Consider the following 23,339-nt stretch of genomic DNA (forward strand, 5'->3'; position numbering starts at 1 on the left):
TCTGCGGGGCGTCGGTGGGGTGCCGGTTCGGCTCGATGTGACGGACGGCGGCGGTCGGGGGTGGGCTGTGACCAGTCAGTTTCACCCGGTCAGGGCATAAGCTGTCCTTATGAGCGGCGCGGAGCGGCAGCAGGGCCAGGCACACGCGGGGTCGGTGGCGGGCGGCGGCTCGCTCGCGCACCGGGTGCCCGATCTGGGGGCGCTGGAGCTGTTGCTGGCGGTGGCGCGGCTCGGCAGCCTGGGCGGGGCGGCGCGGGAGCTGGGGATCACCCAACCGGCCGCCAGCAGCCGGATCCGTTCCATGGAACGCCAGCTGGGGGTGGCGTTGGTGGACCGTTCGCCGCGCGGCTCCCGGCTGACCGACGCCGGCGCGCTGGTGACGGACTGGGCGCGGCGGATCGTGGCGGCGGCGGAGGCCTTCGACGCGGGCGCGCAGGCGCTGCGGGACCGTCGTGACTCCCGGCTGCGGGTGGCGGCGAGCATGACGATTGCCGAGTACCTGCTCCCGGGCTGGCTCCTCGCGCTGCGCGCCCAGCGGCCGGACACCGCGGTGTCGCTGCTCGCGGGCAACTCGACGGTGGTGGCGGAGCGGTTGCTGGCCGACGAGGCCGACCTGGGCTTCGTGGAGGGGCTCACGGTGCCGACGGGCCTGGACTCCGTGGTCATCGCGCACGACCACCTGATCGTGGTGACGGCACCGGGTCACCCCTGGGCCCGCCGTCCCAGCCCCTTGGAGGCCTCGGAGCTCGCGGTGACACCGTTGATCCTGCGGGAAAAGGGATCCGGGACCCGGCAGGTCCTGGACTCGGCGCTGGGCGGCCTGGCACGGCCCCTCATCGAACTGTCGTCCACCACGGCCGTCAAGGCGGCGGCGGTCGGCGGCGCCGGACCAGCGGTCCTGAGTGAACTGGCGGTCGGGGAGGAGCTCGCGATGCGCCGTCTGGTGAGGGTCCCGGTGGAGGGCGTCGCCCTGGCCCGGGACCTGCGCGCGGTATGGCCGACGGGGCACCGCCCGGTGGGCCCGGCGAGGGACTTGCTGTCCCTGACGCGGGGGTAGGGGAAGCTGCGAAAGGTACGTCCAGTACGAGGGCTCGCACCCGGCACGCCGACAACATCCTGCTCACCGACGACGACCGGGTCGTCTTCGTCGACTGGCCGCACGCCCTGCGCGCCGCCCCGTGGTTCGACCTGCTCGTCATGCTGCCCTGCGTCCGCGCCCAGGGCGGTCCGGAACCGGAGGACGTGTTCACCGGCCATCCCCTGGGCCGGCGGGCCGACTCGGACGCCGTCACCGCCGCCCTCGCGGGCCTGGCCGGTTTCTTCCTGCGGCACTCTCTGCTGCCCCCGCCCCCGGGCATCCCGGCCCTCCGCGCCTTCCAACGGGCCCAGGGCGACGCCGCCCTGACCTGGCTCAGGCGCCGGCTCACCTGGTATTAGGCACTGTCTGACGGTTCAGCGGCGCGTGGCGGCCTCGACCAGCGCCCGCATCACCCGCAGATCGTCAGCCATCTCCGGATGCCACTGCACGCCCATCACCCAGGTCGGGCCGGGCAGTTCGACGGCCTCCACCGTCCCGTCGGCCGCGTAGGCGGAGGGGACCAGATCCCTGCCGAGACGGTCCACGGCCTGGTGGTGGAAGGTCGGCACCGACGACTCCTCGGGGATCACCTCGGCCAACGACGTGCCCGGCACCGGTTTCACCAGGTGCCGCCCGAAGACCCCGGGCACCTCCGCGTGCCCGTCGATGTGCTGGACGAGCGTGCCGCCCAGGGCGACGTTCAGCAGCTGCATGCCCCGGCAGACCCCCAGCAGCGGGAGACCGACGGCGAGGGCCGCGTCGATCAGGGCGAGCTCCCAGGCGTCCCGCGCGGCAGCGGGCGGGCCGGTGCGCGGGTCGCGTTCGGCGCCGTAGCGGTACGGCTCCACGTCCGGGCCGCCGGCGATCACCAGGCCGTCGAGGCGGGCGACGGCCGCGGCGGCGTGCTCCGGAGCGTCCGGCGGGAGCATCGCCGCGAGTCCACCGGCCCGCTGCACGAGCCGCGGATACCCGGCGGGCAGCAGCGCGGCCTCCAGCTCCCACAGGCCCCAGCCTGCCCCGGCCTCCAGATACGTGCTGACACCGATCAGTGGTCTGCCCGACATGTACCCCTCCGACCCTTCAATGGACTGCGTTCAAACCTTTTCATCCCGGCAGCCTCGGCGACAGCCCCACTGCCGGGCCGGTCCCGTCGGGTCCCGCCGTCGCCCGGCTCCCGTCACGTCACGCCCGTCACGCACCCCGTCACGTCAGGAACCCCCGCAGCAGCGCCGCCGTCCCCGCGCAGTGCTCCCGCATCATCTCCCGGGCCCCGTCGGCGTCCCGGTCGAGCACCGCCTCGACCAGCGCGGTGTGCTGACGCTGGGAGTGCTCAAGGTTGCGCACCAGCAGCGGGATGCAGTCGAGGAGGTCGTTCACCGAGGCCCGTACCGCCGCGTACCGCGCGGTCAGCGTGGGCGAGCCGCACAGCTCGGCGAGGGTGAGGTGGAGCAGGGTGTCCAGGCGGCGGTAGTCGGACAACGGTGCCTCCCGGGTCGCCGCCAGAGCCCCCCGCAGCCGGTCCGCCTGCTCTTTCGACAGGCCGTGCGTGGCGCACAGCCCGGCGGCTCCCACCTCCAGCACCTCACGGAAGCGCAGCACGTCCTCGATGTCGACCTCGGCGACCCGCCGCCGCAGCTCGTCCTCGCCGCCGACGTCGGTGCGCGGCACGACGAACGTTCCGCCGTACCGCCCCCGCCGTGACTCGACCAGCCCCTGGTCCTGGAGCACCTTCAGTACCTCGCGCAGCGTCACCCGGCTGATCCCGAGCCGCTCCGCCAGCTCCCGCTCGGCCGGCAGCCGCCCACCACCCGGCACCAGACCCAGCCGGACGACCTGGAGGATCTGCTCCAGCGCCTCCTCGAAGCCGTTGCCGGCCCGCACCGGCCGCAACACCGGCGTCAGCCGGTCGCCCGGGCCGCCGTCAGCGTCCAGCGCCATATGGCCGCGCCCCCTTCCCAAGCAATGGTTCACCGCAATACCTTATGGCTTCCGGCTGAACTGTAGAAGCCGAAGGAGGCATTCCCGTGGCAGACCGCACACCCCCGCTCGGCGTCGAGGAGCTGCACGCCCTCGTCGCCGGCGGTGAGATCGACACTGTCGTCCTGGCCTTCCCCGACATGCAAGGGCGGCTCCAGGGCAAGCGGTTCGCCGCCCGTTTCTTCCTCGACGAGGTCCTCCACCACGGCACCGAGGGCTGCAACTACCTCCTCGCCGTCGACACCGAGATGAACACCGTCGACGGGTACGCCATGTCCTCCTGGGACCGGGGCTACGGCGACTTCGCGATGCACCCGGACCTGTCCACGCTCCGCCGCGTGCCCTGGAACGCCGGTACGGCGATGCTGATCGCCGACCTCGCCTGGAACGACGGCTCCCCGGTGGTCGCCGCCCCCCGCCAGATCCTGCGCCGCCAGCTGGAGCGTCTCGCCGAGCACGGCCTCACCGCGCAGGTCGGCACCGAGCTGGAGTTCATCGTCTTCAAGGACAGCTACGAGCAGGCCTGGGACGCGAACTACCGAGGGCTGACGCCAGCCAACCAGTACAACATCGACTACTCGGTGCTGGGGACCGGCCGGGTCGAACCCCTGCTGCGCCGCATCCGCAACGAGATGGCCGCCGCCGGCCTCACCGTCGAGTCCGCCAAGGGCGAGTGCAATCCCGGCCAGCACGAGATCGCCTTCCGCTACGACGAGGCCCTGGTCACCTGCGACCAGCACGCCATCTACAAGACCGGCGCCAAGGAGATCGCCGCCCAGGAGGGCGTCTCCCTCACCTTCATGGCCAAATACAACGAGCGCGAGGGCAACTCCTGTCACATCCACCTCTCGCTCACGGACCCGGCCGGCGCCAACGCCATGGTCGGCTCCGACCAGGACGAGGGCGGCATGTCGGAGGTGATGCGGTACTTCCTCGCCGGTCAGCTGGCCGCGCTGCGGGACTTCTCGCTCCTCTACGCCCCCAACATCAACTCGTACAAGAGGTTCCAGCCGGGCTCCTTCGCCCCGACCGCCGTCGCCTGGGGCTACGACAACCGCACCTGTGCCCTGCGGGTCGTGGGCCACGGCCGTTCCCTGCGCTTCGAGAACCGGCTTCCCGGCGGCGACGTCAACCCGCACCTCGCGGTGGCCGGGCTGGTGGCGGCGGGCCTGTACGGCATCGAGCAGAAACTGGAGCTGCCCGAGGTCTGCACCGGGAACGCCTACGCCGGCGACTACGCGCACGTCCCCAGCACCCTCCGCGAGGCCGCCGAACTCTGGGAGCACAGCCCGATCGCCAAGGCCGCCTTCGGCGACGAGGTCGTCGCCCACTACCGCAACATGGCACGCGTCGAACTGGACGCCTTCGACGCCGCGGTGACCGACTGGGAGCTGCGCCGCTCCTTCGAACGCATGTGAGGTTCTTCCGTGTCGCACGAGCTTGAGCTGCAGGTCCTCAACCCGGCCACCGAGGAGGTGGTCGCGACCGTCCCGGCCGCCACCGCCGCCGACGTGGACACCGCCGTCGTACGCGCCACCAGGGCACAGACCGGCTGGGCCGCCCTCGCGCCCGGCGACCGGGCCCGGCTGCTGCGCCGGTTCGCCGTCGCCGTGGACGAACACCTGGAGGAACTCGCCCAGTTGGAGGTCCGGGAGGCCGGACACACCGTCGGCAACGCCCGCTCGGAGGCGGGCAACGTCCGCGACCTGCTCGACTACGCGGCAGGGGGAGTGGAGCGGCTGACCGGGCGCCAGATCCCGGTGCCCGGCGGTCTCGACGTCACCATCCTCGAACCGCTGGGCGTGGTCGGCGTCATCGCGCCCTGGAACTTCCCGATGCCGATCGCGGCCTGGGGCACGGCACCGGCGCTCGCGGCGGGCAACGCGGTGATCCTCAAGCCCGCCGAGACGACCCCCCTGACCGCCCTGCGGCTGGCCGAACTCGCCCTGGAGTCGGGCCTGCCGGAGGGCCTCTTCCAGGTACTGCCCGGCCACGGCGCCGTCACCGGCAACGCGCTCGTCGAACACCCCGGCGTGGCGAAGATCGTCTTCACCGGGTCGACCGCGGTGGGCCGAAAGGTGGCGTCGAAGGGGGCCGCGCTGCTCAAGCCGGTCACCCTCGAACTCGGCGGCAAGAGCCCCAACATCGTCTTCGCGGACGCCGACCTCGAAGCCGCGGCGGCCGCCGCACCCATGGCCTTCCTCGACAACTGCGGCCAGGACTGCTGTGCCCGCACCCGCATCCTCGTCCAGCGCTCCGCCTACGACCGCTTCCTGGACCTCCTCGCGCCCGGGATCGAGTCGGTCCGCGTCGGTGACCCGGCCGACGAGCAGACCCAGATGGGCCCCCTGATCTCCAAGGCCCAACGGGACCGCGTGCGTTCCTACGTCGACCCGGACGCCCCCGGCCTTCGCGGCAAGGCCCCCGAAGGCCCCGGCTTCTGGTTCCCGCCCACCCTCCTGACCGGCGTCGACCCGCACGCCCGGGTGGCCGTCGAGGAGGTCTTCGGCCCGGTCGCGGTGGTCCTGCCCTTCGAGGACGAGGCGGAGGCCGTGGCCCTCGCCAACGCCACCGACTACGGCCTCTCCGGCTCCCTGTGGACCCGGGACGTCGGCCGCGCCCTGCGTGTCTCCCAGGCGGTCCGGGCGGGCAACCTGTCCGTCAACTCCCACTCCAGCGTCCGCTACTGGACGCCCTTCGGCGGCTTCAAGCAGTCCGGCATCGGCCGTGAACTCGGCCCGGACGCGCTGACCGCCTTCACCGAAACCAAGAACGTCTTCATCAGTACGGAGGGCTCCACACCGTGACATCGCAGAACATGTGCCGGCGGCTCGTCGGCCGCACCGCCGTCATCACCGGAGCCGGCAGCGGCATCGGCCTCGCCGCCGCGCGCCGGCTCGCCTCCGAGGGCGCCCACGTCGTCTGCGGCGACGTCGACGAAGTCCGTGGCAAGGCGGCCGCCGACGACGTCGGCGGGATCTTCGTGAAGGTCGACGTCACCGACCCCGAACAGGTCGAGGCCCTTTTCAAGACGGCATACGACACCTACGGCAGCGTCGACATCGCCTTCAACAACGCCGGTATCTCCCCGCCCGACGACGACTCCATCCTGGAAACCGGCCTGGAGGCCTGGAAGCGCGTCCAGGAGGTCAACCTGACCTCCGTCTACCTGTGCTGCAAGGCCGCGATCCCCTACATGCGGCGCCAGGGCAAGGGCTCCATCATCAACACCGCGTCCTTCGTGGCCCGGATGGGCGCGGCGACCTCGCAGATCTCGTACACCGCGTCCAAGGGCGGTGTCCTGGCCATGTCCCGTGAACTGGGCGTGCAGTTCGCGCGGGAGGGCATCCGGGTCAACGCGCTCTGCCCCGGCCCGGTCAACACCCCCCTGCTCCAGGAACTGTTCGCCAAGGACCCCGAGCGGGCCGCCCGCCGCCTGGTCCACATCCCCGTCGGCCGGTTCGCCGAGGCCGAGGAGATCGCCGCCGCCGTCGCCTTCCTGGCCAGCGACGACTCCTCCTTCGTGAACGCCACCGACTTCCTGGTGGACGGCGGGATCTCGGGGGCGTACGTCACCCCCCTGTAGGCGCGTCCTACAGTTCCGGAATGAGCATGACGCCTCCGCCCGGCTGGTACCCCGACCCCTCGGCCCCGCATCTGGAGCGCTGGTGGGACGGGGCCACGTGGACCGACCACCGGCGCTCCCCGCAGACCCCGGGGCAGCCGCGGGCGGCCGACGGGACCTCCGGTCGGGCCAAGGCCCTCGCCCTGGGCACCGCAGGGGTCGTCCTGGTCGCCGCGATCGTCACCGGGGCGTTCGTGCTCCGCGAGAACGGCGGGGCCGGTACCGACGTGAACGCCGCGCCGACGCCGGTGTCCCCCACCTCGGAACCGGCGGGCGAAAACCCCCCACCGGCCTCCTCCACGCCGTCCGCCGACGACCCGGCCGTCGTGGTGGACCAGCTCAACGGCATTACCCTGCCGTTGCGCGACGGCTGGACCAGGCCGGAGAACGTCGCCGAGGACGACGTCGTCATGACGACGGACGACGGGACGTACGACTGCCCGGCCGGTGTCGGCCTGTGCCGGCACGGCCTGGTCCTGACCCGCACGGTCACCGAGAACGACGTGCGCTCCCCGAAGGCCCTCGCCCTGGCGGACATCTCGAAGGCGGCCGACACGGCCTACGACCGCGACTCCCTGGACCGCCGCCCCTACGGCGGCATCACCTCGCACCAGAAGGCCGGGTCCGGGCAGGTCGCGGTGGCGGGCCGCGCCGGGTACTTCGTGCGCTGGCGGGTGCGGACGGCCGACGGCCCCGGCGGCTATGTGCAGTCGCTGGTCTTCCCCTCCAGCGTCGGCAGCGAGTCGCCCGTCCTCGTACGGTTCGTCTTCGACGCGGGCCCGGACGGACCCCCGCTCGCCGACATGGACCGGATCACCAAGGGGATCCGGTCGATCGGCGACGCGAGCACGGGCGGCGGCGTGGGCAGCAGCCTCGGGCCGTCGAGCTAGTGCCGTGCCGTGGCACTAGAGGAACGTCTGGCCCTCCCCGCGATACGTCGGGACCGTCGCCGTCACCGTGTCCCCCTCGATCAGGTGCAGCGCGTCGAACCGCTCGCACAGCTCGCCGGCCTTGGCGTGCCGGAACCACACCTTGTCGCCGACGAGGAGGTCGTCGGCGGGGGAGCCGAGCAGCGGCGTCTGCACCTCGCCGGGCCCTTCCTGGGGGTCGTACTTCAGCCCCTCCGGCAGATACGGCACCGGCAGCCGGTCGGGTCCGGGCGCGCCCGAGGCGGGGTAACCGCCGCCCAGGACGGTCACGACCCCGACACCCGGACGCCGGACCACGGGCTGGGCGAAGAGCGCGGCCGGGCGCCCGCTGAACGACGTGTAGTTGTCGAACAGCCGCGGTACGTACAGTCCCGACCCCGCGGCGATCTCGGTGACCGCGTCCTCCGCGGCGGTGTGCTGCACACTGCCCGTGCCGCCGCCGTTGACGAACTCCAGGTCCGGCACGACGGCCCGTACCGCGCGCACCACCGCCGCGCGCCGCTCGGCGAGTTCCCGGCGCGCGGTGGCCTGCATCAGCCGTATCGCACGCGAGCGCAGCGGCCGTCCCGCGACGGCGTCCCCGACACCGGCGATGTGCCCCTCGTACGCCATGATGCCCACGACCTTGAAACCCGGCCGTCTGGCCACGGCGCGGGCCATGTCGGCGACCTGGGCCGGGGAGCGCAGCGGGGAGCGGCGGGCGCCGACCCGTATCCGGCCGCCGAGGAGCTTCAGCGCGGTGTCCAACTCCAGGCAGACACGGATGACTTCGCGTCCGCCGCCGCGGGCCTCGTCGATCAGCGCGAGCTGCGCGGGATCGTCGACCATCACGGTCACGGCGGCGGCGAGCTTGGGGTCGCCGGCCAGTTCGGCGAACCCGGCGCGGTCGGCGGAGGGGTAGGCGAGCAGGACGTCGTCGAATCCACTCCGGGCCAGCCACAGGGACTCGGCGAGGGTGAAGGACATGAGGCCCGCGAAGCCGTCCCGCGCCAGCACGCGGTCAAGCAGGGCCCGGCAGCGTACGGACTTGCTGGCGACCCGGACCGGCTTGCCGTCGGCTCGGCGGACGAGGTCGTCCGCGTTGGAGTCGAAGGCGTCCAGGTCAACGATCGCGAGAGGGGCGTCGAGATGGGCGGTGGCCCGGTCGTAACGGGCCCGGTCGGCGGCGCGCGCAGTCATGAACGCAGCCTGCCAGACAGGATTACCGCAGGGTAGGGGGATGTTCCGGGCAGATGCCGCGGGGGGCGCGGACTGGTTCCCGTTCGCCCGCCGACAACCCGTAGAGTGACGCGCACGCACGGAGGACCGCTCCGTCTTCGGCCGCACGTCCGCGCCGGGATGCCGGTCCGTCGATGCGGGTATGGGTGCCCGGGACGGCCGAGTCCACGCCGGGCCCGGCCGACGGTGACAACGGCCCGTGCGCGTGGAGACGGCCGGGCGCGAGGAAACGGGGGGTGCATGAGCACGGAAGCGCGGCGCGCCCCCATCCCCCCACGCCCGCCCCAGCCGCCGACGGCGGGGACCGGGGAGAGCGGTCCGTCGAAGCCCGGTTCACGAACGGGATCAGGGACCGGCGGGGACGCCGCTCCCGAGTCCGCTGACGGCTCGCCCCCGGGGAACGGGAGCGTATTCGGGGGGCGCTCGACGCCGGTGAGCGCAGCGGCGCCCATCGGCGGCTCCGGGCCGGTCGGTGCCGGGCCTTCGACGCCGGACGCGTCGGGAACGGGTTCCGCGTCCTCGGCGGACGCGGTGCGGGGTGTGTTCGGCGAGAGTGATCACGGGCCTGGTTCCGGGGCGGCCGGTCGACGTGGCGCCGGTTCCGGGGGAGGCGTGTCCGCTCGCCGTGACAGCGGCTCCGACGTGGACGAGACCAGCCGCGCGTCCTCCGCGCGGCGCACCGGCCCCCGCACCCCGAACCTGCGGACACCGGCCTTCGGGACCGACGGAGCCTCCGCCGCCCCGCCGCCCCCGCCCAAGGCCTCGTCCCGCTTCCCCGACACACCACCGACGACCGACCGCGTGCCGCCCCGGCCGAGCGGAGGCCCGCCCTCGGCGGGACACCTGCCGCCCCGACCGACGTCCGGGACCCCGGCGTCGGACCCCATACCGGCCCGCCCGAGCCATCGGCCTCCGGTCCGGCCGTTCCGCCTTTCGGCACCCGCCGAGACCGCGTCGGAGACGACGTTCCGCCTCAACCCCGTCCCCCCGTCCCCCGCACAGCCGCGCCCGAGGCCGGACTCGGACCCGCGTGCCCAAGGGGCGGGGTCACGGGGAGGCCGGGCGGCCGGCTCGCAGGCGCCCGGGTCCGCCACCTCCGGCGGGCCCCAGCGGCCCGACTCGCGCCCCGGTTCGGCCACGTCGGCATCACGGCCCGGCGCCCGCCCCGATTCCCTGGCCGATCACCGCCCCGGCTCCGCGATTCCCGGGGCTCGGCCCGGCGCCCGCACGGATGCCGTGACCGACCGCGACCGTGACCGCGACCCCGGCTCCGCCGCGCAGCCCGGCGCTCGCCCGAGCGCCCCGCCCACGCCCGCCCGCCCCGTCTTCCCGCCCCGCCGACCCCGGAAGACGCCGGGCGCCCCCGGCACCGACAGCGCCACGGACAGGCCGTTCGCGACGCCCCCCGCACCCAGGACTGCCCCGTACGTACAGCCCACGCCCCCCAGACCCCGGAGCCGCCCCCAACCGTCCTCCACGCCACCGTCCTCCACGCCCGTCGGCCCTGAGAACGGTTCGCGCTCCCCGTCGACGTCGACCGGCTTCCGGATCCCTCCGCAGCCCCCGTCGGCACCCCCGACCCTCGGCGGCGACGCGCGCACGTCCTCGCCCGAGGTAACCGACGCGCCCCGCCGGGAGCCGGATCCCGCGCTCTCCTGGAGCGCGCCCATGAACCCCGGTGGCACCCCTGGCGCGGGGCGGCCCATCGTGTCGTTCGCGGAGCCCGAGGGGTACCGCGAGCGGCCACGCCCGCGGGCGCTCCCGACGTGGGTCCGGCCGCGGGTCGCCGCCGCCGCGGCGTGCGTGGTGCTCGGCCTGGGACTCATCGGCGGTGCCGTGACCGGGAGTTGGCTGGTCGGGGACTCGGGACAGAGCGGGACGCGGGACAGCTTCGCCGCGGCCGGCGGGCTGTGGCACAGCATTCCGGTGGACCACTTGTTCCCGCCCACCCTGGAGGGCAAGGGCGCCGGACCCGGCGGTGCCGACCGCACCTGGACGCGCGTCGCCGTCGCCCCGGACACCGACTGCGACAACGCCTTCGACCCCCTGCTGAGCAAGGCGCTCGCCCCCGTCGGCTGCCAGCGGCTGCTGCGCGCCACCTACACCGACGCCACCCAGAGCTACGTCACCACCGTCGGCCTCCTCTTCACCGAGGGCGACGCCACCGCGATGAGCGCCCTCGCGAAGGCGTTCAAGAACCAGGACCTCGCCGACCGCACCGACCTCATGCCCCACCCGTACGCCGCCCAGGGCACCGTCGCCGCCCGCTTCGGCACCGAACAGCGGGCCTCCTGGACCATGTCCGTCCTCACCGACGCCCCCGTCGTCGTGTACGCCGTCTCCGGCTGGGCCGACGGCCGTACCGTGGACGACCCGCAGCCCGCCGCACAGGCCATGACCTCGGGCGCCACCACCGCCCCCGCCCAGGCCGGCCTCGGCAACGAGGCGCAAGGCCTCGCCGACCGCGTCGAACGGGGCCTGCGCAAAACCGTCAGCTCACCCACGGAGCCGCCCTCATGAGCCGCGTGAGCCGCAAGAGCCGTGTGAACCCGGCAGGCGGAGTGAGCGTCAGGACCCGCCGGGCCGGCCTGCTGAGCGTCCTCCTCACCGCCTCCGTCGCCCTTGTGCCGCCCACCGCCGCGCACGCCGACAGCATCCGCGCCGAGCAGTGGGCCCTCAGCGCCATGCACACCGAGCAGGCCTGGCGCACCACGAAGGGCGCCGGCGTCACCGTCGCCGTCCTGGACACCGGCGTGGAGGCCGACCACCCCGACCTCGTCGGCAACGTCCTGACCGGAAAGGACATGATCGGCTTCGGCGCGAAGGACGGCGACCGCGCCTGGGCCCGCCACGGCACCTCGATGGCCGGGATCATCGCCGGCCACGGACACGGCACCGACAACGCCGACGGCGTCATGGGCATCGCCCCCGAGGCGAAGATCCTCCCGGTCCGGGTGATCCTCGAGGACAAGGACCCCGCCCGCGCCCAGGCCCGCAGCACCCGCGGCAACGCCCTCGCCGAAGGCATCCGCTGGGCCGCCGACCAGGGCGCCGACGTCATCAACCTCTCCCTCGGCGACGACTCCGCCTCCGCACACCCCGAACCCACCGAGGACGAGGCCGTCCAGTACGCCCTGAAGAAGGGTTCCGTCGTCGTCGCCTCCGCGGGCAACGGCGGCGCGAAGGGCGACCACATCTCCTACCCCGCCGCCTACCCGGGCGTGATCGCCGCGACCGCCGTCGACCGCTTCGGCACCCGGGCCTCCTTCTCCACCCGACGCTGGTACGCCACCGTCAGCGCCCCCGGCGTCGACGTCGTCATCGCCGACCCCGACCACAAGTACTACGAGGGCTGGGGCACCAGCGCCGCCTCCGCCTTCGTCTCCGGCGCGGTCGCGCTGATCAGGTCCGCCGACCCCGATCTGACCCCCGCCCAGATCAAGAAGCTCCTGGAGGACACGGCGCGCAACGCCCCGGCCGGAGGCCGCGACGACTCTCGGGGCTTCGGCTTCGTCGACCCGGCCGCCGCCCTCGCCGAGGCCGCCCGCCTCAAACCGGAGGGCCTCAAGTCAGCCGCGTACGGCGACACGTACTTCGGCTCCGGCCCGGACAGCGCCGACGACGGCGACGGCCCGGCCGGCTGGGCGGCTCCCCTCGCGGGCGGCGCCGGGGTCCTGCTGCTGGCCGGCGCGGTGGTCCTGTGGCGCGGCCGCCGCCGGGAACCGCGCCCCGTGGACGACTACGAGTCCAAGGACGGCTGGACCTGATCGCCGACCTCCAGTGCGTGGTGCTGGACTGCCCCGAGCCCGCACGACTGGCCGAGTTCTACCGGACGTTGCTCGGCGGGACCGTCAACCGGCCGGACCGGCGGTGGGCGGTCGGCGACGACTGGGCCACCCTGCACACGGCCTCGGGTCTGGTGCTCGCCTTCCAACGGGTGACCGACCACCAGGCCCCCCAGTGGCCGGACCCCGCCCGGCCCCAGCAGTTCCACCTGGACTTCGCCGTCCCGGACCCCGACCGGGCGCAGGAGGAGGTGCTGGCCGCGGGCGCGACCCTGCTCGACGCGGACTCCGACAACCGGAGTTGGCGCGTCTACGCGGACCCGGCAGGGCATCCTTTCTGCCTGGTCCGCCACTGACCGGTCACCGCGCCGACGACACCGCTGCGGCCGAGGCCGAGGAAGCCGACGACGCCGCGGCCGAGGAACCGGACGCCCCGGCGGCCGTGAACACCGACACCGCCGCCTTCGCCGCCGCCTCGACCAGCGAAATCCCCCGCGCCTTCGTCGCGTTGCCCTTCGACAGCACGGCCACCAGACAGCCCTGCCCGTCCACGGTCACCCGCCCGATGCTGTTGATGTCCCACAGACCGGTGGTGCCACGCGGCAGCCAGCCGTTCTTCAGCGCCCACGCGGAACCGTCGGCCACCACCGACACCCCCCAGCGCTGATCGGCGGCTATCCGCCCCATCAGCCCCCGCAGATACGTCCGCGAGGCCTCGCTCAGCTCCGAGTCCGCCCCGAACACCTGCTGGAGCAAGGTGAGTTGGTCGGCGGCCGTGGTCTGCGTGAGCCCCCACAGCGGCCCCTCGCCGCCCTGTGTGCCGGTGAGTCCGAACCGTTCGTTCGCGGCGTTCAGCCCGTCCGCCCGGCCGATGTCCCGCCACAGCGCCGACGCCGCGTCGTTGTCGCTGTCCTCGATCATCGCCGTTGCGTACGACTTCTCCCGCGCGGTGAGACGCGTGCCCGCGTCCTGCGCCTGGAGCAGCAGCGTCGCGAGGATGTCGACCTTGACGATGCTCGCCGTGTCGAAGGCCTCGTCGCCGTATGTGGCGCTCACGCCGGAATCCAGGTCCAGCACCGCCACCGACACCGTCGCGGTGTCCGCCACGCTCACCGCCTTCATGGCGGTGGCCAGCAGGGCGTCGTGATCCACCGTCGGCTCCGCCACGGGTTCCACCGATGCCTCCCCCTCCTGCGACCCCTCGTCCGAGGCCGAGGCCGAGGCCGAAGCCGCGGTCGGACCCGGCGCCGTCGACGAGGCCGACGCCGCCTCCGTCGACGATACGACGCCCGTAGCGGGGTGCGCCCCCGCCTTCACATACACCGTGCCCGCGGCCGTGACGCCGACGAGCGCGACGCAGGCGAGCGCGGTGTACAGCGGCGGGCGCCGCATCGAGGGGCGGGAGCGGTGACGTCGCGCGGCTCTGGAGGACTCCATGCCCGCGATGCTGGAGGCGTCGACTGTGCGTGGTGTTGGCCGGAGGTTAGATGTGTGTCAGGGAATTCTGAGAATCCCGTGAAAGCGGTCACCGGCAGGTTTCCGGACCCGCACAAGCCCAGCAGCATCCCCCCGATAGGGTCGGTGACCGTGGCGAACAAGAACATTCCCGACCCCGGCTTCTCCGACGACGACGGCACGGCCGACCCTCGGCTGAGCGCGGCGCTGGCGGCCTGGGCCGACGACCACGGCGCCGAGGGGCCCGTCCTGGAGGCGCTCAGGGACGCCCGGCTGCTCGTCCCCGTCGTGGCCGTGCTCGGCGAGGTGGAGGAGGACGAGAAGGGGCTGCGCCGCGAGAAGACCAGCGACATGGCCGTACCGACGTTGAAGGCCGGCCACCGCACCGCCCTGCCCGCCTTCACGTCCACCGAGTCGCTGGCCCGCTGGGACCCCGAGGCCCGCCCCGTCGCCGTACCCCTGCACCAGGCCCTCCAGGCAGCCGCGCACGAGAAGGCCGACACACTCGTGCTCGATCTGGCCGGGCCGGTGCCGTACGAGCTGACCGGGCCCGCGCTGCTCGCGCTCGCCGAGGGCCGTACGACGGCCGACCCGCTCGCCGATCCGGCGGTGCGCGACGCGGTACGGACCGCGGTGGCCGCCGAGCCGGGCGTGCTCCGCGCCCACCTCGGTCCCGGACAAGCCGACGGCACCCTCGCCCTCGTCCTGGACGCGTCCGCACCCCCGGCCAAGGCCGCCCGCGCGGTCGCCGAGCGGCTGGCCGCCGACCAGACGCTCAGGGCCCGCCTGGTGCGCGGCCTCGACCTGGCACTGCTGCCGGCCGGGGCGACGCCACCGGGCGAGCCCTTGTACGTACGCGGATGAGTCCGCCGTAGAGCGGACCGGTTGTGGAACGGAGCGGAGCGGGCGGAGGACCTACCGGCCGCAGGGACGGACTGGCCGTAGGACGGACCAGCCGTTGGACGGACTAGCCGTAGATCGGGCCGGTGTACTTCTCGCCCGGCCCCTGGCCCGGCTCGTCCCGGACGAGGGAGGCCTCGCGGAACGCCAGCTGGAGCGACTTCAGGCCGTCCCGCAGCGGCGCCGCGTGGAAGGAGCTGATCTCGGTCGCGCTCGCGTCGAGCAGACCGGCGAGGGCGTGGATCAGCTTGCGGGCCTCATCGAGGTCCTTGTACTTGTCGCCCTCCTCAGTCAGGCCGAGCTTCACGGCGGCGGCGCTCATCAGGTTGACGGCGACCGTCACGATCACCTCGACGGCGGGGACCTCGGCGATGTCGCGGGTCATCTCGTCGAAGTCGGGGCCCGCGGCGGACTCGGCGAACTCAGCAGGGGTGTCACTCATGCCCCACACGATAGAGGCCGGTGTACGACGGTTCGCACCACCCCCGGGCAGCTGCTAACCTTATGTGACGACCGGCCGGACAGCATTGCCCGGCCCACAAGTGGAGGCTCCGATCTCCCACCTGACCGTCCCCCGGGACGGCGGGTCACCCCGGTCAGGCGGCCACCATCGTTCCGTACGGACGATGGAGTCGCCCGAATGTGCGCCCCGCGGCATCACCGCGGCGGTGCTCCGGTAGTGCTTGGAGCCCCGCCTGTGATCGTCCCGGGGCATTTTTGTTGCTTCGGCGCGGTTAGGTCTGTCTAGAAGAGACATACGCGGCTGTCCGCCAGACCGCCGTGTGGTGCTAACCGAGGAGGATCCATCAGCGCCGAGCCCCGCATCAACGACCGGATTCGCGTTCCCGAGGTGCGACTTGTCGGTCCCAGTGGCGAGCAGGTGGGCATCGTCCCCCTGGCCAAGGCACTGGAGCTTGCGCAGGAGTACGACCTGGACCTGGTCGAGGTCGCGGCGAACGCCCGTCCGCCCGTGTGCAAGCTCATGGACTACGGGAAGTTCAAGTACGAGTCGGCCATGAAGGCCCGTGAGGCGCGCAAGAACCAGGCGCACACGGTCATCAAGGAGATGAAGCTCCGGCCGAAGATCGACCCGCACGACTATGACACCAAGAAGGGTCACGTCGTTCGGTTCCTCAAGCAGGGCGACAAGGTCAAGATCACGATCATGTTCCGTGGTCGCGAGCAGTCCCGGCCCGAGCTGGGCTACCGACTGCTGCAGCGTCTCGCGGAAGACGTCCAGGACCTCGGTTTCGTCGAGTCGAACCCGAAGCAGGACGGCCGGAACATGATCATGGTTCTCGGTCCGCACAAGAAGAAGACCGAGGCGATGGCCGAGGCTCGCCAGGCGCAGGAAGCCCGTAAGGCAGAAGCGAAGGCCAACCCCGGCAAGTCGCAGAACGCCGCGGAGTCCGACGACGTGGAGATCGACCACGTCGTGGAAGACGCCGAGGCCCCTGCCGAGGCTTCCGCCGACGCGTGATCCCAGGGACGCGAGTCCCCAGGACGTAACCGATACACAAGCGACGCTCCACCGTGCCCGGTTTTCGTGACCGGGCATCGGAGCGCCACCGACGAGGAGAGAACGGCGCCATGCCGAAGAACAAGACGCACAGCGGTGCCAAGAAGCGCTTTCGGGTGACCGGCTCGGGCAAGGTGCTCCGCCAGCGCGCGGGCCGCCGCCACTACCTGGAGCACAAGCCCTCGACGCTGACCCGCAAGCTGGCCGGCACCGTCGAGCTGGCGCCGGGCGATGCCGCCAAGGCGAAGAAGCTCCTCGGGATGTAGTGCGCGCCCTGCGTGGGCAGGGCGCAGCCGATAACCGGGACCAAGCCGTTCTCGGGTCACCCTCGTGACCCAGCTACAAGGAGTTAACAAGTGGCACGCGTCAAGCGGGCAGTCAACGCCCACAAGAAGCGCCGGGCGATCCTCGAGCAGGCCTCCGGCTACCGCGGTCAGCGTTCGCGCCTGTACCGCAAGGCCAAGGAGCAGGTCACCCACTCGCTGGTCTACAACTACAACGACCGCAAGAAGCGCAAGGGTGACTTCCGTCGGCTGTGGATCCAGCGCATCAACGCCGCTGCCCGCGCCAACGGCATCACCTACAACCGCTTCATCCAGGGTCTGAACGCCGCGAACATCGAGGTCGACCGCAAGATCCTGGCTGAGCTCGCCGTGAACGACGCCGGTGCGTTCGCCGCGCTCGTTGAGGTTGCCCAGAAGGCGCTGCCGTCGGACGTGAACGCGCCGAAGGCCGCGTGACGCTGCGCTGGCTTCAGGCCGACGCGAATGGACCCGCAGGTTTCTGACCTGCGGGTTCTTTGCTTCTGACGTGATGGCCGTCGTTCGGGTGCGGGCTGTCGTGGGCTGGTCGCGCCCCGCCGCGGAGCCGCTCATGTCAGAGCCCCGCGCCCTGAAGGCCCTGTACTGAAGGTGATGCTGAACATGCCCCCCACCGCCCCCGAGCTGATCTCCCCCCGTTCCTCCCGAGTCTTGGCCGCCCGGCGGCTGGCCAGGCGGAACTTCCGGGGCAAGGAGCGGCTGTTCCTCGCGGAGGGGCCGCAGGCCGTGCGGGAGGCGGCGGCGCATCGCAACGGCGGCAGCGGCACCCTCACTGATCTGTTCGCCACCGTCGAGGCCGCGGAGCGGTACGCGGACATCATCGGTGCGGCCCGGACCGCCGGCGCCCGGGTCCATCTCGCCGCCGACGACGTCATCGCCGACATCTCGACCACCGTCACCCCGCAGGGCCTCGTCGGCATCTGCCGGTTCCTCGACACGCCCTTCGAGGACGTGCTGCGGGCCCGGCCCAAGCTCGTCGCCGTGCTCGCCCACGTGCGGGACCCCGGGAACGCCGGGACCGTGCTGCGGTGCGCGGACGCCGCGGGCGCCGAGGCCGTCGTCCTCACCGACGCCTCCGTCGACCTGTACAACCCCAAGACCGTACGGGCGTCCGTCGGGTCGCTGTTCCACCTTCCGGTCGCCGTCGGTGTGCCCGTAGAGCAGGCCGTCGCCGGGCTCAAGGACGCCGGTGTGCGCATCCTCGCCGCCGACGGTGCCGGGACCGACGACCTCGACGACGAACTGGACCGGGGAACCATGCGCGGGCCGACCGCCTGGGTGTTCGGGAACGAGGCCTGGGGGCTGCCGCAGGAGACCCGCGCGCTCGCGGACGCCGTGGTGCGCGTCCCGATCCACGGGAAGGCCGAGAGTCTGAACCTCGCCACCGCGGCCGCCGTATGTCTCTATGCGTCAGCCCGTGCACAGCGCGCCTCCGGAGGGTGCCGTACGGTCACCGAGAGCTAGTAGGGTGACCAGCTCGGGGGCCCAACGCGCCAGCTGAGCGGCCGTCTGAGAGGTGGGTTACGGGGATGAGCGTCGGCACGAGCAGCGCACCGGGGGCGCGGGACGCGCGGCACCCGTCCGCGGCCCGGCCCGGTGATCTCGCCGAGCTCGGCATCGACCCCGACCAGCTGCCCGACGGCCTGGTCGTCGCCGACGAGCACGGGCTCGTGATCTGCTTCAACGCCGCCGCCGAACGCATCACCGCCGTCCCCGCCGCCGACGCCCTCGGACAGCGACTGGACAAAGCCCTCCCCTTAGAGGACCTGGAGGGACGCCGCTGGTGGCAGGTGACCGACCCGTACGGCGGGCTCGCCATCCGGGTCCGTCAGCCCGAGCGCAACCTCCTCCTGCCCGGCGGCCGTGAGGTCCTCGTCTCCGCGCGCTACGTCCGCACCGCGCCCACCGGGCCCGTCCGCCGTGTCGTCGTGTCCCTCCGCGACACCGAGGCCCGCCGCCGCACCGAACGCAGCCACGCCGAGCTGATCGCCACCGTCGCCCACGAGCTGCGTTCCCCGCTCACCTCCGTCAAGGGCTTCACCGCCACCCTCCTGGCCAAGTGGGAGAGGTTCACCGACGACCAGAAGCGGCTGATGCTGGAGACCGTCGACGCGGACGCCGACCGGGTCACCCGGCTCATCGCCGAACTCCTGGACATCTCCCGGATCGACTCCGGGCGTCTGGAACTGCGTCGCCAGCCCGTCGACATCGGCGCCGCCGTCGGCCGGCACATCCAGGCCTACGTCGCCGCCGGGCTGCCCGCCGACCGGTTCCTGCTGCGTCTCGAACAGCCGCTGCCCGACCTGTGGGCCGACCCCGACAAGATCGACCAGGTACTCAGCAACCTGCTGGAAAACGCGGTGCGCCACGGCGAGGGAACCGTCACGATTGACATCACGCCCGCGGCGTCCCCCCGAGAGGGCGAGGACACCGGCACGTCGGTCACGGTGAGCGACGAGGGGTCCGGCATCCCGGAGGAGTCCATGAACCGCGTCTTCACCCGCTTCTGGCGGGGCAGCAAGCGCGGTGGCACCGGCCTCGGGCTCTACATCGTCAAGGGCATCGTCGAGGTCCACGGCGGCACCATCACGGTCGGCCGCGCGCCCGGCGGCGGCGCCGAGTTCCGATTTACGTTGCCCGTGAGCGCTCCGGCCTATCTGACCTGAGCGCCCGCGGGCGTATCCGCCCATCCGTACCCCGTTAGACTCGGCCTCTGGCACCTTTGTGTCCCATGGGACGGCCCTCCGACCTCTGAGTGAGTCGGCGACGGGGACCTTCAGCCAGCCAATCGGAAGCACGGGAAGAGATGTCGGCACCGAATAAGTCGTACGACCCGGTAGAGGTCGAGGCCTTGAAACCGGAACAGATCGAGCGCACGCGGGACGAGGCGCTCGCCGCCTTCGCCGCCGCGGGTTCCCTCGACGCACTCCAGGAGGCCAAGGTCGCCCACACCGGCGGCACCTCCCCGCTGGCCCTCGCCAACCGCGAGATCGGCGCCCTGCCCCCGCACGCCAAGGCCGCCGCCGGCAAGCTCGTCGGCCAGGCCCGCGGCGCGGTGAACAAGGCCCTCGCCGCCCGCCAGGCCGAGCTGGAGGCCGAGCGGGACCAGCGCGTGCTGGTCGAGGAGGCGGTGGACGTCACACTGCCGTACGACCGCGTACCGGCCGGCGCCCGCCACCCGCTCACCACCCTGTCGGAGCGCATCGAGGACATCTTCGTGGCCATGGGCTACGAGGTCGCCGAGGGCCCGCAGGTCGAGGCCGAGTGGTTCAACTTCGACGCCCTGAACATCGGCCCGGACCACCCGGCCCGCGGTGAGGCCGACACCTTCTTCGTGCAGGGCCCCCAGGGCGGCGCCGACTCCGGCGTCGTGCTGCGCACCCACACCTCGCCCGTGCAGATCCGCTCGCTGCTCGACCGTGAGCTGCCGGTGTACGTGATCTGCCCCGGCCGCGTCTACCGCACCGACGAGCTGGACGCCACCCACACGCCCGTCTTCCACCAGGTCGAGCTGCTCGCCGTGGACGAGGGCCTGACCATGGCCGACCTCAAGGGCACCCTGGACCACATGGTCCAGTCCCTGTTCGGCGAGGGCATGAAGACCCGGCTGCGGCCCAACTTCTTCCCGTTCACCGAGCCGTCCGCCGAGATGGACATGGTCTGCTACGTCTGCCGCGGCGAGTCCGTCGGCAACCCCGACCGGCCCTGCCGCACCTGCTCGTCCGAGGGCTGGATCGAGCTCGGCGGCTGCGGCATGGTCAACCCGCGGGTGCTCACCGCCTGCGGCGTCGACCCCGAGAAGTACAGCGGATTCGCCTTCGGGTTCGGCATCGAGCGGATGCTGATGTTCCGCCACAACGTCGAAGACATGCGAGACATGGTCGAGGGTGACGTCCGGTTCACCCGGCCGTTCGGGATGGAGATCTGATGCGCGTCCCGCTTTCCTGGCTGCGGGAGTACGTCGACCTGCCGGCGACCGAAACCGGCCGTGACGTCCAGGCCAAGCTCGTTTCCGCGGGTCTCGAGGTCGAGACCGTCGAGCACCTCGGCGCCGACCTGAAGGGTCCCCTGGTGGTCGGCCAGGTGCTGACCATCGAGGAGCTGGAGGGCTTCAAGAAGCCGATCCGCTTCTGCACCGTCGACGTCGGTCAGGCCAACGGCACCGGTGAGCCGCAGGAGATCGTCTGCGGCGCCCGCAACTTCGCCGTCGGCGACAAGGTCGTCGTGGTGCTGCCCGGCGCCACGCTCCCGGGCGGCTTCTCGATCTCCGCGCGCAAGACGTACGGCAAGACCTCCCACGGCATGATCTGCTCCGGCGACGAGCTGGGCATGGGCGACGACGGCAGCCACGGCATCATCGTGCTGCCGCCGGAGACCGAGGTCGGCAAGGACGCCATCGAGCTCCTCGAACTGGTCGACGAGGTCCTCGACATCGCCGTCACCGCCAACCGCGGCGACTGCCTGTCGATCCGCGGTGTCGCCCGCGAGGCCGCCATCGCCTACGGTCTGCCGCTGAGCGACCCGGCCCTGCTCGACGTCCCCGCGCCGAACGCGTTCGGCTACCCGGTGCGTGTCTCGGACCCGATGGGCTGCGACCGCTTCACCGCGCGTACGGTGACCGGCCTGAGCCCGGAGGCCCGCTCCCCGATCTGGCTCCAGCGCAGGCTGCAGAAGGTCGGCATGCGTCCGATCTCCCTTGCCGTCGACGTCACCAACTACGTGATGATGGAGCTGGGCCAGCCGCTGCACGCCTACGACCGCGGGCTGGTCCAGGGCACCATCGGCGTGCGCCGGGCCGAGGAGGGCGAGAAGATCGTCACCCTCGACGGCACCACCCGCACCCTGCACGCCGAGGACCTGGTCATCGTGGACGACCGCGGCCCGATCGGGCTGGCCGGTGTGATGGGCGGCGCCAACACGGAGATCGCCGACCACCAGGAATCCGAGGGCACCACCGACGTCGTGATCGAGGCCGCGCACTTCGACGCCGTCTCCATCGCGCGCACGGCCCGCCGCCACAAGCTGTCCTCCGAGGCGTCGCGCCGCTTCGAACGCGGGGTGGACCCGCAGGCCGCCTCCGCCGCCGCGCAGCGCACCGTCGACCTCCTCGTGCTGCTCGCCGGCGGCACCGCCGAGGCCGGTGTCACCGAGGTGATCGCCCCGTCCGGGCCGCACACCATCACCCTCCCGGCCGACCACCCCGACAAGGTCGCGGGCGTCGAGTACGGCCGCGAGATCGTCGTACGCCGGCTGCAGGAGGTCGGCTGCGACGTGTACGGGCAGGACGAGCTGATCGTCACCGTGCCGTCCTGGCGCCCCGACCTGCGCCGCCCCAACGACCTGGCGGAGGAGGTCATCCGCCTGGAGGGCTACGAGAACCTGCCCTCCACCCTGCCCAGGCCCCCCGCGGGCCGTGGCCTCACCCACCGGCAGCGGCTGCACCGCCGCGTCGGCCGGGCCCTGGCCGGATCCGGGTATGTCGAGGCGCCGAACTACCCCTTCGTCAACGAGCAGGTCTTCGACCAGCTCGGCCTCGCGGCCGACGACCCGGCCCGCCGCGTCGTCAAACTGGTCAACCCGCTCAACGACGAGGAGCCCGCGCTCCGTACGACGCTGCTGCCGGGCCTGCTGGCCGCCCTGCGACGCAACGACGGCCGCGGCTCGCACGACCTCGCGCTGTTCGAGACCGGTCTGGTCTTCCAGCCGCGTGAGGAGCAGCGGGTCGCCGCCGCCCTGCCGGTCGACCGGCGTCCCACCGTCGAGGAGATCGCCGAGCTGAACGCCGCGCTGCCCGAGCAGCCGCGCCATGTCGCCGTTGTCCTCGCGGGCGCCCGCGAGCAGGCCGGCTGGTGGGGCAAGGGCCGTCCGGCGGACTGGGCCGACGCGGTCGAGGCGGCGCGCACCGTCGCCCGGGAGGCCGGGGCCGAACTGGTCGTCCGCGGTGGGCAGTACGGGCCGTGGCATCCGGGCCGCTGCGCCGAGCTGGTGGTGACCGGCGAGGGCGGCGAGCGGATCGTGGGGCACGCGGGCGAGCTGCACCCCCGCGTACTGAAGGCGCTCGGACTTCCCGCGCGCACCTCCGCGATGGAACTCGACCTGGACGCGCTGGAGCTGGCCGGCACCGCGACGTTGCAGGCGCCCAGCATCTCCACGTTCCCGGTCGCGACGCAGGACGTCGCCCTGGTCGTCCCGCGGGACGTGCCGTCCGCCGAGGTCGAGGCCGCGTTGCGTGAGGGGGCCGGTGAACTGCTGGAGGCGATCCGGCTGTTCGACGTGTACGAGAACGACGAGCAGCTCGGCGAGGGACGCAAGTCACTCGCGTACGCCCTGCGGTTCCGGGCGGCCGACCGGACGCTGACCGTGGACGAGGCATCAGCGGCCAGGGACACCGCGGTGGCCCTCGCGGGCGAGCGGACAGGGGCAGTGCTGCGCGGCTGATCGCCGTCCAACCCGCCAACAGAATCGGACCGGCCTCTCGAGGCCGGTCCGATTCTGTTCAGGGGCGCGGGGAACTGCGCGCCCAGCCCCCACGC

Annotated in this window: 21 protein-coding genes and 1 pseudogene; 17 read left to right on the plus strand and 5 right to left on the minus strand. The window is 72.7% G+C overall.

The features are described from left to right. Positions 1-109 precede the first annotated feature (109 nt). Together ACFYRY_RS35040 and ACFYRY_RS35045 are read left to right on the plus strand one after the other, a co-directional pair. Entirely contained in the window at positions 110-1,057 is a 948-nt protein-coding gene (locus tag ACFYRY_RS35040; RefSeq protein ID WP_389155057.1) for a LysR family transcriptional regulator, read from the plus strand. Continuing rightward, complete coding sequence (locus ACFYRY_RS35045; RefSeq protein ID WP_389155059.1) at positions 994-1,437, plus strand: hypothetical protein; 444 nt, start codon at positions 994-996, stop codon at positions 1,435-1,437. The genes ACFYRY_RS35040 and ACFYRY_RS35045 overlap by 64 nt, the downstream gene beginning before the upstream one ends. A 15-nt stretch (positions 1,438-1,452) precedes the next feature. Here ACFYRY_RS35045 and ACFYRY_RS35050 read toward each other — a convergent pair whose 3' ends face one another. Beyond that, positions 1,453-2,142 (minus strand): gamma-glutamyl-gamma-aminobutyrate hydrolase family protein, encoded by a 690-nt coding sequence (locus tag ACFYRY_RS35050; protein WP_389155062.1) that lies wholly within the window; start codon positions 2,140-2,142, stop codon positions 1,453-1,455. Positions 2,143-2,281: 139 nt separating this feature from the next. Then, positions 2,282-3,016, minus strand: a complete 735-nt coding sequence (locus ACFYRY_RS35055) for a FadR/GntR family transcriptional regulator (RefSeq protein ID WP_389155064.1) — start codon at positions 3,014-3,016, stop codon at positions 2,282-2,284. 86 nt (positions 3,017-3,102) lie between these two features. Here ACFYRY_RS35055 and ACFYRY_RS35060 point away from each other — a divergent pair, with 86 nt between their 5' ends. From ACFYRY_RS35060 to ACFYRY_RS35075, 4 genes are read left to right on the plus strand one after another with little or no spacing between them, the layout of a single operon-like run. Next, positions 3,103-4,473: a glutamine synthetase family protein gene (locus tag ACFYRY_RS35060; RefSeq protein WP_389155066.1), complete on the plus strand. Its 1,371-nt coding sequence runs from the start codon at positions 3,103-3,105 to the stop codon at positions 4,471-4,473. A gap of 9 nt (positions 4,474-4,482) precedes the next feature. After that, entirely contained in the window at positions 4,483-5,862 is a 1,380-nt protein-coding gene (locus tag ACFYRY_RS35065; protein ID WP_389155069.1) for an aldehyde dehydrogenase family protein, read from the plus strand. Next, positions 5,859-6,641 carry a 3-oxoacyl-ACP reductase gene (locus ACFYRY_RS35070; protein ID WP_389155072.1) on the plus strand — a complete coding sequence of 261 codons (783 nt, stop codon included), beginning with the start codon at positions 5,859-5,861 and terminating at the stop codon, positions 6,639-6,641. The genes ACFYRY_RS35065 and ACFYRY_RS35070 overlap by 4 nt, the downstream gene beginning before the upstream one ends. A gap of 26 nt (positions 6,642-6,667) precedes the next feature. Next, entirely contained in the window at positions 6,668-7,570 is a 903-nt protein-coding gene (locus ACFYRY_RS35075; RefSeq protein ID WP_389155602.1) for a DUF2510 domain-containing protein, read from the plus strand. A 15-nt stretch (positions 7,571-7,585) separates the two neighbouring features. Here the strand turns inward: ACFYRY_RS35075 and ACFYRY_RS35080 are convergent, their stop codons facing one another. After that, positions 7,586-8,788: an amino acid deaminase/aldolase gene (locus tag ACFYRY_RS35080; RefSeq protein ID WP_389155075.1), complete on the minus strand. Its 1,203-nt coding sequence runs from the start codon at positions 8,786-8,788 to the stop codon at positions 7,586-7,588. 1,707 nt (positions 8,789-10,495) lie between these two features. Between ACFYRY_RS35080 and ACFYRY_RS35085 the strand changes: the two genes are divergently transcribed. Genes ACFYRY_RS35085 through ACFYRY_RS35095 form a run of 3 tightly spaced genes read left to right on the plus strand, consistent with a single transcriptional unit; the run spans position 10,496 to position 12,968 of the window. Then, positions 10,496-11,347, plus strand: a complete 852-nt coding sequence (locus ACFYRY_RS35085; protein WP_389155077.1) for a hypothetical protein — start codon at positions 10,496-10,498, stop codon at positions 11,345-11,347. Next, entirely contained in the window at positions 11,344-12,594 is a 1,251-nt protein-coding gene (gene mycP / locus ACFYRY_RS35090; RefSeq protein ID WP_389155080.1) for a type VII secretion-associated serine protease mycosin, read from the plus strand. The genes ACFYRY_RS35085 and mycP overlap by 4 nt, the downstream gene beginning before the upstream one ends. Then, the gene (locus ACFYRY_RS35095) at positions 12,591-12,968 is read left to right on the plus strand and encodes a VOC family protein (protein ID WP_389155605.1); all 378 of its coding nucleotides are present in this window, start codon (positions 12,591-12,593) and stop codon (positions 12,966-12,968) included. Before mycP ends, ACFYRY_RS35095 begins: the two co-directional genes overlap by 4 nt. A gap of 4 nt (positions 12,969-12,972) precedes the next feature. Here the strand turns inward: ACFYRY_RS35095 and ACFYRY_RS35100 are convergent, their stop codons facing one another. Further along, a complete protein-coding gene (locus ACFYRY_RS35100) occupies positions 12,973-14,049 on the minus strand; it encodes a serine hydrolase (protein WP_389155083.1) in 1,077 nt (358 codons plus the stop codon). A 150-nt stretch (positions 14,050-14,199) separates the two neighbouring features. Here ACFYRY_RS35100 and ACFYRY_RS35105 point away from each other — a divergent pair, with 150 nt between their 5' ends. Beyond that, the gene (locus ACFYRY_RS35105; RefSeq protein WP_389155086.1) at positions 14,200-14,931 is read left to right on the plus strand and encodes an SseB family protein; all 732 of its coding nucleotides are present in this window, start codon (positions 14,200-14,202) and stop codon (positions 14,929-14,931) included. Positions 14,932-15,034: 103 nt separating this feature from the next. Here ACFYRY_RS35105 and ACFYRY_RS35110 read toward each other — a convergent pair whose 3' ends face one another. Continuing rightward, positions 15,035-15,409, minus strand: coding sequence for a DUF1844 domain-containing protein (locus tag ACFYRY_RS35110; protein ID WP_356771802.1), 375 nt, complete (start codon positions 15,407-15,409; stop codon positions 15,035-15,037). Positions 15,410-15,747: 338 nt separating this feature from the next. Here ACFYRY_RS35110 and infC point away from each other — a divergent pair. The 7 genes and pseudogenes from infC (at position 15,748) to pheT (ending at position 23,244) form a co-directional block, all read left to right on the plus strand. After that, positions 15,748-16,447 (plus strand): annotated as a pseudogene (gene infC / locus ACFYRY_RS35115) (translation initiation factor IF-3). A gap of 110 nt (positions 16,448-16,557) precedes the next feature. Continuing rightward, a complete protein-coding gene (rpmI, locus tag ACFYRY_RS35120; RefSeq protein WP_356771804.1) occupies positions 16,558-16,752 on the plus strand; it encodes a 50S ribosomal protein L35 in 195 nt (64 codons plus the stop codon). Positions 16,753-16,842: 90 nt separating this feature from the next. Continuing rightward, positions 16,843-17,226, plus strand: coding sequence for a 50S ribosomal protein L20 (gene rplT / locus ACFYRY_RS35125; protein ID WP_356771806.1), 384 nt, complete (start codon positions 16,843-16,845; stop codon positions 17,224-17,226). Positions 17,227-17,409: 183 nt separating this feature from the next. Continuing rightward, positions 17,410-18,270 (plus strand): TrmH family RNA methyltransferase, encoded by an 861-nt coding sequence (locus tag ACFYRY_RS35130; RefSeq protein ID WP_389155090.1) that lies wholly within the window; start codon positions 17,410-17,412, stop codon positions 18,268-18,270. A gap of 65 nt (positions 18,271-18,335) precedes the next feature. Continuing rightward, entirely contained in the window at positions 18,336-19,472 is a 1,137-nt protein-coding gene (locus tag ACFYRY_RS35135; protein WP_389155093.1) for an ATP-binding protein, read from the plus strand. A gap of 140 nt (positions 19,473-19,612) precedes the next feature. Next, positions 19,613-20,734 carry a phenylalanine--tRNA ligase subunit alpha gene (gene pheS / locus ACFYRY_RS35140; protein ID WP_389155096.1) on the plus strand — a complete coding sequence of 374 codons (1,122 nt, stop codon included), beginning with the start codon at positions 19,613-19,615 and terminating at the stop codon, positions 20,732-20,734. Continuing rightward, complete coding sequence (pheT, locus tag ACFYRY_RS35145; protein WP_389155099.1) at positions 20,734-23,244, plus strand: phenylalanine--tRNA ligase subunit beta; 2,511 nt, start codon at positions 20,734-20,736, stop codon at positions 23,242-23,244. Before pheS ends, pheT begins: the two co-directional genes overlap by 1 nt. Positions 23,245-23,339: the final 95 nt, after the last annotated feature.

It is taken from the genome of Streptomyces sp. NPDC005263 (assembly GCF_042872365.1).
Taxonomy (GTDB): Bacteria; Actinomycetota; Actinomycetes; order Streptomycetales; family Streptomycetaceae; genus Streptomyces.